This is a genomic window from Pseudomonas sp. GP01-A4, assembly GCF_058780865.1.
Genome location: NZ_JBYSWF010000016.1, coordinates 14431 through 29776 on the forward strand (window position 1 = coordinate 14431; position 15346 = coordinate 29776).

A 15346-nucleotide genomic window follows, 5' to 3' on the forward strand; every position below is an offset into this window, starting at 1 on the left:
CCTTAGCGCGTGCCGCCGCTCTGCTTGAGAAAGTTAGCGAACAGCTCGAAGCCCTGCTCGGTCAAAATCGATTCCGGGTGAAATTGCACCCCTTCGACGTTCAGTGTCTTGTGACGCAGGCCCATGATCTCGTCGACCGAGCCGTCTTCCAGCTGGGTCCAGGCCGTCAGCTCAAGGCACTCGGGCAGGGTTTCACGCTTGACCACCAGCGAGTGGTAGCGGGTTACCGTTACCGGCAGGTTCAAACCCTGGAATACGCCCTGGTCCTTGTGAAATACCGGGCTGGTCTTGCCGTGCATTACCTGGCGGGCGCGGACGACGTCGCCACCAAAGGCCTGGCCGATGGACTGATGGCCCAGGCACACGCCCAGGATCGGCAGCTTGCCGGCAAAGTATTGGATGGCTTCGAGGGAGATGCCCGCTTCGGTCGGCGTGCACGGGCCTGGGGAGACGACGATGCGTTCAGGGTTCAACGCGGCGATCTGGGCCACGGTCAATTCGTCGTTGCGCACCACCTTGACCTCGGCGCCGAGTTCGCCCAGGTACTGCACAACGTTGTAGGTAAAGGAGTCGTAGTTATCAATCATCAGCAACATGTGGGTTAAAACCTCTTGAATTCACTGACTTCTAATGACGGCCTTCCAAGGGAGTGACCCGCTGCCAGACGCACTTTCCGGTTGCCGGGGTTGGCCGGCAAGGGGCGTTTAACAGAGGGTGAAGAAGGCAAATCGGTACAGGTCCGGCGGGGCCGGTAGAGAAAAGTTAGGCGCGCCAACGCCAACGGGCGTGTGCCTTGACTACTCGCATCAAGAGTTTGCTGATGATCAACACGGAGAGGGTCTCATTCATACGTTCAGGCACAGTAACGTAGCCTCGCCAACGGTGCAATATCGAGCCGCAAATACGGGGGAAACTGCCCGACTGATAATTGGCGTCAAACTTTTCAGAACCCTTCCAAGGGCGCTACAGTCACAGTGCTGACAAAAAAACAAAATCATGGACGGACTCATGACCAAGATGCCCTATTTCACCCCCATCGTCGGCTGCCTCTTGGCGCTGGCATGCTCGCAAGCCTTCGCCGCGCCCTCGCCTTATTCGACGATGGTCGTTTTCGGTGACAGCCTGGCCGACGCCGGTACATTTGCCGACCCTGGCGCACCGGGCTCAACCTATCGCTTCACCAACCGCACCGGCCCGCAATACTTCGACGGCAGCGGCGAAAGCACATCGCTGATCTCCTCGACGTTATTGGGCGGCAAGCTGGGGGTTGCCCCGGGCGACCTGAATGCCTCGACCTCGCCGGAGCGCGCCGCGCTGGGCCAGCCAGACGGCAATAACTGGGCCGTCGGCGGCTACACCACCCAACAGATCTACGATGCCATCACCGGTAACTCCACCGTCACCGACAGCGACACCGGGCAGGTATTGCGTACACGTCCCGGATACCTGGCATCAACGGGGGGCCGAGCCGACCCCAACGCGTTGTACTTTCTCTCCGGCGGCGGCAATGACTTCCTCGACGGCCTGGTCCTCAGCCCCGACCAGGCCTCGGCCGCAGCCGGGCGCCTGGCCGACAGCGCCCAGGCGCTGCAACAGGCTGGCGCCCGTTATGTAATGGTATGGATGCTGCCGGACCTGGGCCTGACACCTGCCGTCAATGGCACCCCGCTCCAAGGGGCCGTCAGCACCCTGGCCGGCGCGTTCAACCAGACCCTGGTACAGCGCCTGTCGCAAATCGATGCGCAGATCATCCCGCTGAACATTCCGTTGCTGCTCAAGGAAACCTTTGCCGATCCCGGGCGTTTTGGTTTTGCCACCGACCAGAACCTCAACCAGACGTGCTTCAGCGGCACCACCTGCAGGAATCCGGTGTATGGCGTCGGCGGCACCAATCCGGACCCGACCAAGCTGATTTACAACGACACCGTGCACCCGACCGAGGCCGGCCAGGTACTGATCGCCGACTACGCGTATTCGCTGCTGGCAGCCCCCTGGGAAATCACCCTGCTTCCGGAAATGGCCCAAGGCACCTTGCGCGCCCATCAGGATTCATTGCGCAACCAATGGCAAGCCGACTCCCGTAGCTGGCAGGCCGTGGGCCAATGGCGGGCGATCGTCGACGCTGGCGGCCAGCACCTGGACTTCGATGATCAGAACAGCTCGGCCAGCGGTGACGGCAGCGGCTATAACCTGAACATCGGTGGCAGCTACAGGGTCAATGACGAGTGGCGCGTGGGTGTGGCAGCAGGCTTCTATCGCCAGAGTCTTGAGGCCGGCGCCAGCGATTCGGACTACAAGCTCAACAGCTACCTGGGCACCGCGTTCGCCCAATATCAGGAAGATCACTGGTGGGCCGACGCCGCATTGACCGGCGGCAAACTGGACTTCGACAACCTCAAGCGCAAGTTCGCCCTGGGCATCAGCGAAGGCACCGAGAAAGGCGACACCGACGGCTGGCTATGGGCATTGAGCGCACGGGTTGGGTATGACATCGCCGAGCCGAACAGCGAATGGCACTTCTCACCCTTTATCAGCGCTGACTATTCGCGGGTCGAGGTGAATGGTTATTCGGAGAAAGATGCCCGTTCCACCGCGCTGACCTTTGATGACCAACAGCGCGACTCCAAGCGTTTGGGAATCGGATTACAAGCCAACTACCGCTTCACCCCGCAAACCCTGGTGTTTGGCGAAGTGGCCCACGAGCACGAGTTTGAAAACGATACGCAGCGAGTGGGCATGTCCCTCAACAGCGTGCCGGGGATTGATTTCAAACTGGACGGCTACACGCCACGCAGCAATTCGGATCGCTTGAACCTGGGGATTACCCACAAGGTGACCAAGGACCTGGCGTTGAACGCGGCCTATAACGTGAGAAAGGATGACAACTTTACCCAGCAAGGGCTGAGTGTCGGGGTGAGTCTGGATTTCTGACTCGGACTTGAAACTGACAAATACCAAATGTGGGAGCGGGCTTGCTCGCGAAAGCGGTGCGACAGTCACCTTATATATCGACTGATACACCGCCTTCGCGAGCAAGCCCGCTCCCACATTTTTGATCTACGTCTGACTTCAGCCCTGCGGGGTCTGCTCAGCCAACGCCACCGCGCGGAACATCGCCCGGCGCTTGTTCAGCGTCTCTTCCCATTCCAGGGCCGGTACCGAGTCGGCCACGATCCCGCCGCCCGCCTGCACATGCAGTTCGCCGTCCTTGATCACCGCCGTACGGATCGCGATCGCAGTGTCCATATTGCCGTTCCAGGCGAAATACCCCACCGCGCCGCCATACACACCCCGCTTCACCGGCTCCAGCTCGTCGATGATTTCCATCGCGCGAATCTTCGGTGCGCCGGACAAGGTGCCCGCCGGCAGGATCGCCCGCAGTGCATCCATCGCCGTCAACCCGGCCTTCAGCTCGCCGGTGACGTTGGACACGATGTGCATCACGTTGGAGTAACGCTCGATCACCATCTTCTCGGTGAGTTTCACCGAACCGATTTCCGAGACACGCCCGGTGTCATTGCGGCCCAGGTCGATCAGCATCAAGTGCTCGGCGATTTCCTTGTCGTCGCTCAACAGGTCCTGTTCCAGCGCCAGGTCCGCCTCTTCGGTCGCACCGCGAGGGCGCGTGCCGGCAATCGGGCGTACGGTGATCAGGTTGTCTTCGACCCGCACCAGCACTTCCGGCGAACTGCCCACGACGTGGAAGTCGCCAAAGTTGAAGAAGTACATGTACGGCGTCGGGTTGAAGCAGCGCAGCGCCCGGTACAAATCAATCGGCGCGGCCTTGAAGTCGATGGACATGCGTTGCGACGGCACCACCTGCATGCAGTCACCGGCAAGGATATATTCCTTGATGGTATCGACCGCACGCTCGTAGTCATCCTGGGTAAAGCTGGAGCGGAACACCGGGTCAGCCGCCGGTGGGCGGCTGAGGTCCAGGCCGCGACGCGGGGTGATCGGCTGGCGCAGTTTTTCCAGCAGCGCTTCCAGGCTCGCCTGGCCTTGCTCGAACGCATCGGCCTGGGAAGGATCCGCCAACACGATCGCGTGCATCTTACCCGCGAGGTTGTCGAACACCACCACCGCGTCGGAAACCATCAGCAGAATGTCCGGCACACCCAACGGATCGGGGTTCGGGGATTTGCCCAGGCGTTTTTCCACGTAGCGCACGCAGTCGTAGCCGAAGTAACCCACCAGGCCGCCGTTGAAGCGCGGCAGGCCGGCGATGGTCGGCACGTTGTAGCGCGCCTTGAATTCCTCGACGAAGGCCAGCGGGTCTTCCACATCGTGGCTTTCGATCTCGACGCCGTCCAGGGTGATGCTCACATGGTGATCATGTACCCGCAGCACCGTGCGGCACGGCAGGCCGATGATCGAATAACGGCCCCACTTCTCGCCGCCCTGCACCGACTCCAGCAGATAGGAGTTGGGCTCGTCGGCCAGTTTCAGGTAGATCGACAGCGGGGTGTCGAAGTCGGCCAGGGTTTCGCAGGCCATGGGGATACGGTTGTAGCCGGCAGCGGCCAAACGCAGGAATTCTTCGCGGATCATGAGGTGCCTCGTGGCTTGAGGGTCTAACGGTCAGGTGTGCAAACGTGCCGCAGCGCGGCGAGGATCAGTCAGGCGCGCCAACGCCAGCGGGCCAGGGCCTTGATGACTTTCATCCAGAGTTTGCGAGTGACCACCACGATGGGATTTCCAGAAGGGGATGGAACAGCGTCGGGCAACGTTATCTCAGCGCCCGTTCCCAAGCAACCGGGGATTAACAGGCGCAGGTCATCAATCACCAGCGCCGGGGATTCTTCGGCAATCGGCCGGCCATGGTTGTAGCCGTAACTCAAGGCCACACACTTGACCCCCGCCGCTTTCGCCGCCAGCACATCACTGCGCGAATCGCCGACAAACAGCGATTGGGACGCCGGGATATTGGCCATTTTCATCACGAAGAACAGCGCGGCCGGGTCGGGCTTCTTCTGCGGCAAGGTATCGCCGCCGATGATCCAGCGGAAATACCGGCCGATCTTCATCTGGTCCAACAGCGGTGCGACGAAACGCTCCGGCTTGTTGGTGATCAGGGCCATTTCCACGCCCTGCTTGTGCAGCCATTTCAGGGTGTCGCGCACGCCGGGATAAACCACGGTCAGTTCGTGGCCGTTTTCGTAGGCCACGTTGAACAGCTCAAGCGCATGCTCGGCTTCCACATCATCGACACCCTCGGCCTCGATGTTGTTGGCCAAGGCCCGACGCACCAGCATCTGCGCGCCATTGCCGACCCACTCGCGCACCGACTCGATACCCGCCGGCTTGCGCCCCAGCTTGAGCAGCATCTGGTCCACCGCCGCGGCCAGGTCCGGCACTGAATCGATCAACGTACCGTCCAGATCGAACATCACCAGCCGTGGCAGTTTGCCGGGGAACAGTTGCTCAAAGCCACTCATGGACGCGCCAGCGCCAGTTCTGCACGCATCTTGGCGATCACTTCCTGATAGTCCGGGGCATTGAAGATTGCCGAACCGGCCACAAAGGTGTCGGCACCGGCCGCGGCGATTTCGCGGATGTTGTTGACGTTGACGCCACCGTCGATCTCCAGGCGGATATCACGGCCCGACGCATCGATCAGCGCCCGCGCTTCACGCAGCTTGTTGAGGGTGCCGGGGATGAACTTCTGCCCGCCGAAGCCCGGGTTGACGCTCATCAGCAACACCATGTCGACTTTGTCCATCACGTACTCAAGCACGCTCAGCGGCGTGGCCGGGTTGAACACCAGGCCCGCCTTGCAACCGCCCTCGCGGATCAGTTGCAGGGTGCGGTCCACGTGCAACGTGGCTTCCGGGTGGAAGGTGATGTAGGTCGCGCCGGCTTCGATGAAGTCACCGACGATGCGGTCCACCGGGCTGACCATCAAGTGCGCATCGATAGGCGCGGTCACGCCGTATTTACGCAGGGCGGCGCAGACCATCGGACCAATGGTCAGGTTCGGCACATAGTGGTTGTCCATGACATCGAAGTGAACGAAGTCGGCACCGGCGGCCAACACCTTGTCCACTTCCTCGCCCAGGCGGGCGAAGTCGGCGGAGAGAATCGATGGAGCAATGACGAAGGGCTGCATGACGCACCTTTTTGAGCTAAATCACGATGGCGCGCATTGTATACCTCATGCTTTGCCGCGCGCACCGTGACCTCGCTCAATGGTTAATAAGCTGCCCGGTAGATTTTCTCGATATCAGCGGCGCTGAGCTTGCGCGGATTGTTGCGCATCAGCCGCTCGATCCCCGCCGCTTCTACCGCCATGGCCGGGATCGCGTCTTCAGGCACACCGAAGCTGCGCAGGCCGGACGGAATCTCGACTGCGGCACACAGTCGCGTCATCGCATCGACGGCCTGGTCGGCGGCATCCACCGCACTCAACCCCGTGATATTCACGCCCATGGCCTCGGCTATCTCCTGCATGCGCTCCACACACGCCAGCTTGTTCCAGTGCATCACGTAGGGCAGCAGCAAGGCGTTGCTTACGCCGTGGGCGATGTTGAAACGCCCGCCCAACGGGTAGGCCAACGCATGCACCGCGCCCACGCCGGCATTCCCGAACGCCATCCCGGCCATCAGGCTGGCGGTGGCCATGTCGTCCCGGGCCTCAAGGTTGGCGGGGTTGGCGTAGGCCTTGGGCAACGCCTTGGCGATCAGTTTGATCGCCCCGATGGCCAGCGCATCGGTGATCGGCGAGGCATTCAGCGACAGGTAGGATTCGATGGCGTGCACCAATGCGTCCACCCCACTGGCGGCGGTGACGCTGCGGGGGCAAGTCAGGGTCATCTGCGGGCTGATCAGGGCCACGTCCGGCAGCAGGTAATCACTGACGATGCCTTTTTTCAGTTGCGCGACCTTGTCCGACAGAATCGCCACGTTGGTCACCTCCGAACCGGTGCCGGCGGTGGTGGGAATCGCGATCAGCGGCGGGCCTTTGCGCGGCACCTGGTCCACGCCGAACAGGTCGGCCAGGGCGCCGTGGTAACCGGCGTAGGCCGCCACGCTCTTGGCGATGTCGATGGCACTGCCGCCGCCGACGCCGATCAGGCCGTCATGCCCGCCTTCGCGGTAGACGCGCATGCAGTCCTCGACGATGGCGATTTCCGGGTCGGGCAGCACGCGGTCGAAAATCTCGTAGGTCCGTTCGCCCAGGTGTTCCAGCGCCAGCGCCACGGTGCCGGATTTGACCAGTGCCGCATCGGTGACAATCAGCGGGTTGTCGACATCCAGCCGCGTCAGCTCGGCGGCCAGTTGCTCGATGGCGCCTGGGCCGGTGAGCAGTTTGTGGGCGATCTTGAATGAGGAAGTACTCATGTGCGCGGCCTCTTATCAGTTATGGGCTGGCACAAGATTAGCTGACTTGGGCTGGTTGTCTTGCATTCAGCTACTGAATAGACACAAACCCAATGTGGGAGCGGGCTTGCTCGCGAAGGCGGTAGGCCAGTCGATATCTCTGTTGACTGACACACCGCCTTCGCGAGCAAGCCCGCTCCCACATTTTGATCTCTGTTTGGCTTTAGACCTGGGCCGTACGCAGTTTCTCGCTGCGCCCGCGCAGCCATTCCAGGGTCAGCAACAACACCACCGAGAACGCGATCAACAAGGTCGCTGCGGCGGCAATGGTAGGGCTGAGATTTTCACGGATGCCGCTGAACATCTGCCGTGGCAAGGTTGCCTGCTCGGGCCCGGCGAGGAACAGCGTCACTACCACTTCATCGAACGAGGTGGCAAAGGCGAACAGCGCCCCGGAGATCACCCCCGGGGCAATCAACGGCAAGGTCACCCGACGAAACGCCGTCAGCGGTGACGCGCCCAGGCTGGCCGCCGCCCGCACCAGGTTATGGTTGAACCCCTGCAAGGTCGCCGACACGGTGATGATCACAAACGGCACGCCCAGTACCGCGTGCACCACGATCAGCGAGAAGAAGCTGTTGCCCAGGCCCAGCGGCGCGAAGAACAGGTAACTGGCCACACCGATAATCACCACGGGCACTACCATCGGCGAAATCACCAGGGCCATCACCAGCGCCTTGCCGGGAAAGTGCCCCCGGGTCAGGCCAATCGCCGCCAGCGTGCCGAACACCATCGCCAGCACTGTAGCCGCCGGAGCCACGATGATGCTGTTCTTCAGGGCGCGCATCCATTCCGCCGAGCCGAAGAAATCCTGGTACCAGTGCAGCGAGAAACCTTGCAGCGGGTAAACCAGGAAACTTCCACTGTTGAACGACAGCGGGATGATCACCAGCACCGGCAAGATCAGGAACAACAGGATCAGGCCGCAGAGGATCCGCAAGCTGTAGAACCAGACCCGTTCCACGGGCGACATATAAGGGCTCAGCATCGCAACGGTCTCCTTAGCTCAGGCGCAGGCGGCTGGCGCCCACCAGCCAGTTGTAGATCAGGTACAGCACCACGGTGGCCAGCAGCAACAAGCCGCCCAAGGCCGTGGCCATGCCCCAGTTGATGCTGGTGTTGGTGTAGAAGGCCACGAAGTAGCTGACCATCTGGTCGTTCGGGCTGCCCAGCAAGGCCGGGGTGATGTAGTAGCCGATCGCCAAAATGAACACCAACAAGCAGCCGGCACCAACGCCTGCGTAGGTCTGCGGGAAGTACACGCGCCAGAAGCTGGCGAATGGGTGGCAGCCCAGGGAGATTGCCGCCCGCATGTAGGTGGGAGAGATGCCTTTCATCACGCTGTAGATCGGCAAGATCATGAAGGGCAGCAGGATGTGCACCATGGAGATGTAGACCCCCAGCCGGTTGAACACCAACTCGACGGGTTTATCGATCAGCCCCATGCCCATCAGCGCGCTGTTGATCAAGCCGCCGGACTGCAGCAACACGATCCAGGCCGCCACGCGCACCAGCACCGAGGTCCAGAACGGCAGCAGCACCAGGATCATCAGCAAATTGCTTTGCCGCGCCGGCAAGTTGGCCAGCAGGTAAGCCAACGGATAGGCCAGCAGCAGGCAGCACACGGTGATGACCAGGCCCATCCAGAACGTACGGGCGAAGATATCGAGGTAGATCGCCTGGTCCGGGGTGGCCGGGGCGATTTCGCCGAGGTCGTCGATGCGGTGATCGACGGCGGCCAGCAAGTAGTATGGCGTGAGGCTGGTGGTGTTGCGCCGGATCGCCTGCCAGTACGCCGGGTCGCCCCAGCGTTCGTCGAGGTTTTCCAGCGCTTCTTTATAGGAGGCAGGCGCTTCGGTGAACGGCAGCGCCCGCGCGGTTTTCGTCAGCAGGCTGCGATAGCCCGCCAGCTCCATGTTCAAGCGTTTGGAGAGGTCGCCCAGGGTCGAGTTTTTCCGGGCTTCGCCCAGGTCCTCGCTGATGGCTTGATACACCGGCTCGCCCGGCAAGCCACGACCGTCCCAGGCCGTCACCGCCACCACCGTGCGCGGCAGGCCGCCCACCACTTCCGGGTTGCCGACGCTTTTGTAGAGCAGCGCCACAATCGGTACCAGGAACACCAGCAGCAAAAACACCACCAATGGCGCGATCAGGGCCTGGGCCTTCCAGCGGTTGAGCCGCTCGGCACGCGCCAGGCGCTGTTTCAGGGTGGGGCTGGGAATGGCGAGGGCCATGGCGAACTCCGGATCGTAAAAAAGAATGCAGACCTGTGAAGGCCCACACCTGTGGCGAGGGGGCTTGTCCCCCGTTGGGCTGCGCAGCAGCCCCAGTAAAGCCACTGTGGTTTATTAGACTGACCGCGGTGGCTGGTTTTGGGGCCGCTTCGCAGCCCAACGGGGGACAAGCCCCCTCGCCACAAAAAGCCCATCCACCCTGGGTGCGGTGGTTACTTGGCAGCCCAGGAATTGAAGCGCTGCTCCAATTGCTCACCGTTATCCGCCCAGAAGCTCACGTCGATCTGCACCTGATTGGCGATGTTTTCCGGGGTAGTCGGCATGTCTTTCAGGATGTCCTTCGCCAGCAACGGTACGGCTTGCGTATTGGCCGGACCGTAGGCGATGTTTTCCGAATAGGTCTTCTGCTGCTGCGGCTGCACCGAGAAGGCGATGAACTTCTTCGCCGCGTCAGCACGGTCCTTGGCCAGGCCTTTTGGAATGGCCCAGGCGTCGAAATCGTAGATCCCGCCGTTCCACACCACTTTCAAATTGCTTTCTTTCTGCACGGCAGCGATCCGGCCGTTGTAGGCAGAACTCATCACCACGTCGCCAGAAGCGAGGTACTGCGGCGGTTGGGCGCCCGCTTCCCACCACTGGATATACGGCTTGAGCTCATCGAGCTTCTTGAACGCACGGTCCTGGCCATCTTTGCCGGCCAGCACCTTGTACACATCCTTCGGCGCCACACCGTCAGCCATCAAGGCGAATTCCAGGGTGTACTTGGCGCCCTTGCGCAGGCCGCGTTTGCCTGGGAATTTCTTGGTGTCCCAGAAATCGGCCCAGCCGCCTGGCGGTGCTTTCAGTTTGTCGGCGTTGTAGGCCAGCACCGTGGACCACACGAAGAAACCCACGCCGCACGGCTGGATCGCGCCCTTCACGTAGTCGCCCGGGTTGCCGAACAGTTTCGGGTCCAGGGGCTCGAACATGTCTTCGTCACAGCCACGGGACAGTTCCGGCGACTCCACTTCCACCAGGTCCCAGGACACGCTCTTGGTGTCGACCATGGCCTTGACCTTGGCCATTTCACCGTTGTATTCACCGGCGACGATCTTGCCGTTGCCCGCGCTTTCCCACGGTGCATAGAAGGCCTTGACCTGCGCCGCCTTGTTCGCGCCACCAAAGGACACCACCGTCAAATCAGGGCCTGCCATGGCCTGTGTCGCGCCCATCAAGCTCAGAGCCAGGGCGGAATATTTCAGGGATCTCAACATTGTTGTTCTCTCCACGTGCGAGGTTGGTGAAGCAAGGGGGCGATCAATTCGCCTCTAGAAGTGGGTCGAGTGCGCGAACGTGCTCGACTTGCCAGCCAATCGGTACCACGTCGCCGACCGCCAGGGCTGTGTCCAGCTCGGCGATCGGTTGTTTCACAAAAAAATCGGTCTTGCCGCAGACTTCCAGGCGCACCCGTACGTGGTCGCCCAGGTAGATGAACTCGGCCACGCGCCCGGAGAATCGGTTGACGCAGCTTTCACTGGAGCCATTCAGGCTGACGCGCTCGGGGCGCACCGACAGGGTCACCGGGCCGCCGACCTGGCCGACGTTCACCGCCAGCGCCTCGACCTTTTCGCCGCGCGCCAGTTCGACCACGCAGCGGTCGCCAGTGTGGCTGTGCAGGCGGCCATTGAGGCGGTTGTTCTCGCCAATGAAGTTGGCGACGAAGGTGTTTTTCGGTTCTTCGTACAAGGTACGCGGGGCAGCGATCTGCTGGATCTCGCCCTGGTGGAACACCGCCACCCGGTCGGACATGGTCAGTGCTTCGCCCTGGTCGTGGGTCACGTACACCACCGTCACGCCGAGGCGCTGGTGCAGGTGCTTGATCTCCATCTGCATGTGTTCGCGCAGTTGCTTGTCGAGGGCGCCGAGGGGTTCGTCCATCAGCACCAGCTGTGGCTCGAACACCAGCGCCCGGGCCAGGGCCACCCGCTGCTGCTGGCCACCGGAGAGTTGCGCCGGGTAGCGCTGGGCGAAGGCATCGAGCTGGACCATGCTCAGTACACGCTTGACCCGCTCGCTGATGTCGGTCTTGCTCAGGCCGCGTACAGAGAGCGGAAACGCCAGGTTCTCGGAGACGGTCATGTGCGGGAACAGCGCGTAGTTCTGGAACACCATGCCGATGTCGCGCTTGTGGGGCGGCACGTTGTTGATGGAGCGGCCGGCCAGCTGGATCTCGCCGGCGGTGGGGGTTTCGAAACCGGCGAGCATCATCAGGCTGGTGGTCTTGCCAGACCCGGACGGCCCGAGCAGGGTCAGGAACTCGCCCTTGCGAATCTCCAGGTTGAGGTCTTTGACGATCAGGTTCTCGCCGTCGTAGCTCTTCTGCACGCCACGAAAGCTGACCAGCACATCATTTGAATCCACCTCGCTCATACCCGCACCTTTTTGTTTTGGACTGCCGTGGAACAAGCGTAGTCCCAGGGCAAGGCCGCGCAAATCGGGGGCCCGGAGAGATTGGCATCAGCAGGATGGAAGGTTTGGGGTAGGGATTGCCCTACACGGATGGCGGGGATAGAACAGAGCAGTTACAAACCCCACGCTACAAGCAGCAAGACCGGGCAGCGCGGCGCTCGGCAGGTAGTCGCAAACAGGTATGCCGCTATAGGAGTTTGTGCTCCATGGCGTACTTCACCAGTTCCGCCAGGGAGGTGATATTGAGCTTTTGCATCAGGCGCGCCTTGTGGGTACTGATGGTTTTGCTGCTCAACGCCAACTGCTGGGCGATGTCGTTGACGTTGGCGCCCTGGGCCAGGCGCTCGAATACCGAGAACTCGCGCTCCGACAACAACGAGTGCAATGGGCGGGAATCGGTGAGGCCGACTTCGAAGACCATGCGGTCGGCCAGGTCCGGGTCGATGTACCGCCCGCCCGCCGCGACCTTGCGGATCGCGGTCAGCAACAGCGCCGGGTCGCTGTCCTTGGTGGCATAGCCGGCGGCACCGACCTTCAGCGCACGGGCGGCCATTTGCGCTTCGTCGTGCATCGACAGCACCAGGATCGCCGGGGGATTGTTCAGCGCACGGATCCGCGGGATGGCTTCCAGGCCGTTGACGCCAGGCATCGAGATGTCCAGCAACACCACCTCGCAGGGGACGTGGCGCAGGGTCTCCAGCAACTGCTCGCCATTGCTCGCCTCGCCCACCACCAGCAGGTCCTTGGCCAGTCCGATCAGTTGCTTGATGCCTTCGCGAACGATGGTGTGGTCTTCAGCTACCAGTACACGGATCACTGTGGATGTCCTCTTCTTTTGGTTATCAATCCAGCGGCACCGTCACACTCAGGGTGGTGCCTTCGCCCAATGCGCTGTCCAGGCTCAACTGCCCGCCCATGATCAGCACCCGCTCGCGCATGCCCACCAGGCCAAACGATACCGGGCGCCCGGGGGCCTGGACGAAACCTGCGCCGTCGTCGCTGATGGTCAGGCGCAGGTGCGCGCCCTCCACCACCAGCGTCAGCTCGACAGTATGCGCCTGGGCATGGCGCATCACATTGGTCAGTGCCTCCTGCAGGATGCGGAACAGGCCGATGGCCTTGGCGTCGCTCAGCGCCGGCAGATTATCCGGCACCTGCACCAGGCACGGAATCTGCGTGCGGGCCTCGAAACGCCGGGCCTGCCATTCGATCGCCGAGGCAATCCCGGCATCGAGAATCGGCGGACGCAAGGCGGTGGCCACATCGCGTACCAGTTGGAACAGTTGGGCGATCAGGCGCTTCATGCTGTTCAGCCGCTCGTGCAGGCCAGGATCCAGTTGGGCGTAGGTCAGCTCGCACATCGAGGTTTCCAGCTTGAGCACGGTGAGCATCTGTCCCAACTCGTCGTGCACTTCCCGGGCGATGCGGGCCTTCTCTTCCTCGCGCACGGTTTCCAGGTGGGCCGACAATTCCCGCAATTGCGCGCGGGAGGCGTCCAGCTCCAGCTCGATGCGTTTGCTCTCGCTGATGTCCCAGACAATTCCGTCCCAGACCACGGCGCCGTCTTCCAGGCGTCGGGTCACGGCCTTGATATCGGCCCAGCGCTGCTCGCCCAGGCGAGTCAGGATGCGGCCCTGCCAGGCCCAGTTGCTCTCGGTCTCGATGGCCTGGTCCTGGGTGCGGTGATAACTGGCGCGGTCGTCGGGATGCACCAGGCTGCGAATGCCCATGGCCGGATGGCTGAGCACTTCCGGCGCGTAACCCACCAGGCCCTCGCTGCCCTGGCTGATGTAGGCGAACTCGATCGCCTCGCTGCGCGGCAAGCGCTCCAGGCGAAACACCAGCCCCGGCACATTGGCGGCGATCCCTTGCAGCCGCGCCTCACTTTCCTGCAAGGCCGCGAGGGCCCGGCGACGCTCGGTGACATCGTTGAGGTAGACCACCAGGTATTCGCCGTCGGCAAAGCGCAGGAAACTCAGGGACACATCGGCTGGCAATACGCTGCCATCGGCGCGCAGGCAATTGGTGGCAAAACTCTGTGGCCCGTCTTCGCTGGCCCGGGCGCGCTTCCACAGGTTGAGCCAGCGGTCCATGGTCAGCGTCGGGTCGAATTCGATCAGCGGGCGTTCGATCAGGGCGCCGGGGGCGTAGCCGAGCATGGTTTCCGCCGCCTGATTGGCGTAGCGCACATGGCTGTCCCAATTGACCCAGAGGATACCGACGGTGCTTTGGTCGATGGAGAACTGGGTCAGGCGCAAGGCTTCGGCACCGGCGGCGCGGGCGGCGCTTTCTTCGCGGGCGGCCAGCAGATTATGCTCCAGGCCGCGTTGCTGGCGGCGCTGCCAGAACACCACGGCCAGGCTGGCGAGCAATAGCAGGCCCAGCAGCAACGTGAGGTTTTGCCAGAAGCCGGGGGACTCGGTCACCCGTGGGTATTTGGGCTGCAGCCAGCGGCTGTGCAACTGGTCCAGATCACGAGCGGGAATCGCGCGCAATGCGCTTTGCATGATATCGGCCAGCTCGGGCCAGTCGCGCCGCGTGGCCACCCGCAGCAATTGCGGCAGGCCGATATCGCCGACCACGGCAAGGCCGGCGAACTCGGTTTCGCCCGACAACCGGCTCAATTGCGCCTCATCCACCACCGCATACCGCGCCTGCTGGCTCACCAGCAATTGCAGGGCCTGGCGCTCCATGGGCACGCCTTGCAGGTTGAGACTCGGGTAGGTGCTGCGCAGGTAATCCGCCACTGCGCTGGGCATGCGCACGGAGACGCGGGATTGGTCGTCGAGTTTCTCCAGGTCGACGGCGGTGCTGCCATCACGAACCCCGACAATGTGCTGGGGCACCCGCATATACGGATCGGAGAACAACCACAGGCGCAGGCCGGCCGGGGTTTGCAGCAGGCCGGGGGCGAGGTCGACCTCGCCGTCACGCACCGCCGCCTCCAGTTGCTCCTGATTGGGAAAGTTGCGCCAGGTCAGTTCGATATTCAGCGCCTTGGCCAGCCACTGCATCAATTCGACGTTGGCCCCGGACAGCCGCTGCAAGCGCCGATCGTATTGGGCATAAGGCGCCTGTAACACCAGCCCGACCCGCAGGTCGGGATGCTGTTCGAGCCATTCGCGCTGGCCGGCATCGAGCTGCGCCTGGTGAGTGGCAGGCGCAGGCACGGCGCCCGCGATCAAGGGAAAGCATATACAGCCGATAACCAGCAGGTAGCGAAAACCCATGATCCACGTCTCATATCACTGACAAATACTGACCAACCCATTAGGCTGCCGGAA

12 protein-coding genes are annotated in these 15346 nt (G+C 62.4%); 1 reads left to right on the forward strand and 11 read right to left on the reverse strand.

Going from position 1 to position 15346, the window contains the following annotated elements; genetic code table 11:
* Positions 1 to 2: 2 nt before the first annotated feature.
* A complete protein-coding gene (locus tag AC3WKX_RS12000) occupies positions 3 to 596 on the reverse strand; it encodes an aminodeoxychorismate/anthranilate synthase component II (protein WP_003210957.1) in 594 nt (197 codons plus the stop codon).
* A 412-nt stretch (positions 597 to 1008) separates the two neighbouring features.
* Between AC3WKX_RS12000 and estP the strand changes: the two genes are divergently transcribed.
* Entirely contained in the window at positions 1009 to 2931 is a 1923-nt protein-coding gene (gene estP / locus AC3WKX_RS12005; RefSeq protein ID WP_102606386.1) for an esterase EstP, read from the forward strand.
* Positions 2932 to 3069: 138 nt separating this feature from the next.
* Here the strand turns inward: estP and trpE are convergent, their stop codons facing one another.
* The 10 genes from trpE to AC3WKX_RS12055 form a co-directional block, all read right to left on the reverse strand.
* Entirely contained in the window at positions 3070 to 4551 is a 1482-nt protein-coding gene (gene trpE / locus AC3WKX_RS12010) for an anthranilate synthase component I (RefSeq protein ID WP_087694720.1), read from the reverse strand.
* A 68-nt stretch (positions 4552 to 4619) separates the two neighbouring features.
* Positions 4620 to 5438, reverse strand: a complete 819-nt coding sequence (locus tag AC3WKX_RS12015; protein WP_003210964.1) for a phosphoglycolate phosphatase — start codon at positions 5436 to 5438, stop codon at positions 4620 to 4622.
* The gene (rpe, locus tag AC3WKX_RS12020) at positions 5435 to 6109 is read right to left on the reverse strand and encodes a ribulose-phosphate 3-epimerase (RefSeq protein WP_003210966.1); all 675 of its coding nucleotides are present in this window, start codon (positions 6107 to 6109) and stop codon (positions 5435 to 5437) included. The genes AC3WKX_RS12015 and rpe overlap by 4 nt, the downstream gene beginning before the upstream one ends.
* 83 nt (positions 6110 to 6192) lie before the next feature.
* Complete coding sequence (locus AC3WKX_RS12025) at positions 6193 to 7341, reverse strand: iron-containing alcohol dehydrogenase (RefSeq protein ID WP_003210968.1); 1149 nt, start codon at positions 7339 to 7341, stop codon at positions 6193 to 6195.
* Positions 7342 to 7543: 202 nt separating this feature from the next.
* Positions 7544 to 8368, reverse strand: coding sequence for an ABC transporter permease (locus tag AC3WKX_RS12030; protein ID WP_003210970.1), 825 nt, complete (start codon positions 8366 to 8368; stop codon positions 7544 to 7546).
* 13 nt (positions 8369 to 8381) lie between these two features.
* Positions 8382 to 9614 carry an ABC transporter permease gene (locus AC3WKX_RS12035; protein ID WP_102604415.1) on the reverse strand — a complete coding sequence of 411 codons (1233 nt, stop codon included), beginning with the start codon at positions 9612 to 9614 and terminating at the stop codon, positions 8382 to 8384.
* A 212-nt stretch (positions 9615 to 9826) separates the two neighbouring features.
* Complete coding sequence (locus tag AC3WKX_RS12040) at positions 9827 to 10867, reverse strand: ABC transporter substrate-binding protein (protein WP_003210973.1); 1041 nt, start codon at positions 10865 to 10867, stop codon at positions 9827 to 9829.
* 43 nt (positions 10868 to 10910) lie between these two features.
* Entirely contained in the window at positions 10911 to 12023 is a 1113-nt protein-coding gene (locus tag AC3WKX_RS12045; protein WP_003210974.1) for an ABC transporter ATP-binding protein, read from the reverse strand.
* Between the two features lie 226 nt (positions 12024 to 12249).
* Positions 12250 to 12879 (reverse strand): response regulator, encoded by a 630-nt coding sequence (locus AC3WKX_RS12050; RefSeq protein WP_003210977.1) that lies wholly within the window; start codon positions 12877 to 12879, stop codon positions 12250 to 12252.
* Positions 12880 to 12904: 25 nt separating this feature from the next.
* Complete coding sequence (locus AC3WKX_RS12055; RefSeq protein ID WP_102604414.1) at positions 12905 to 15292, reverse strand: PAS domain-containing sensor histidine kinase; 2388 nt, start codon at positions 15290 to 15292, stop codon at positions 12905 to 12907.
* Positions 15293 to 15346: the final 54 nt, after the last annotated feature.

Coding starts and splice junctions, on each gene's coding strand:
- rpe (WP_003210966.1), bottom strand. CDS start 6,109: ATGCAGCCCTTCGTCATTGCTCCATCGATTCTCTCCGCCGACTTCGCC.
- AC3WKX_RS12025 (WP_003210968.1), bottom strand. CDS start 7,341: ATGAGTACTTCCTCATTCAAGATCGCCCACAAACTGCTCACCGGCCCA.
- AC3WKX_RS12030 (WP_003210970.1), bottom strand. CDS start 8,368: ATGCTGAGCCCTTATATGTCGCCCGTGGAACGGGTCTGGTTCTACAGC.
- AC3WKX_RS12055 (WP_102604414.1), bottom strand. CDS start 15,292: ATGGGTTTTCGCTACCTGCTGGTTATCGGCTGTATATGCTTTCCCTTG.
- AC3WKX_RS12015 (WP_003210964.1), bottom strand. CDS start 5,438: ATGAGTGGCTTTGAGCAACTGTTCCCCGGCAAACTGCCACGGCTGGTG.
- estP (WP_102606386.1), top strand. CDS start 1,009: ATGACCAAGATGCCCTATTTCACCCCCATCGTCGGCTGCCTCTTGGCG.
- AC3WKX_RS12045 (WP_003210974.1), bottom strand. CDS start 12,023: ATGAGCGAGGTGGATTCAAATGATGTGCTGGTCAGCTTTCGTGGCGTG.
- AC3WKX_RS12040 (WP_003210973.1), bottom strand. CDS start 10,867: ATGTTGAGATCCCTGAAATATTCCGCCCTGGCTCTGAGCTTGATGGGC.
- AC3WKX_RS12035 (WP_102604415.1), bottom strand. CDS start 9,614: ATGGCCCTCGCCATTCCCAGCCCCACCCTGAAACAGCGCCTGGCGCGT.
- trpE (WP_087694720.1), bottom strand. CDS start 4,551: ATGATCCGCGAAGAATTCCTGCGTTTGGCCGCTGCCGGCTACAACCGT.
- AC3WKX_RS12000 (WP_003210957.1), bottom strand. CDS start 596: ATGTTGCTGATGATTGATAACTACGACTCCTTTACCTACAACGTTGTG.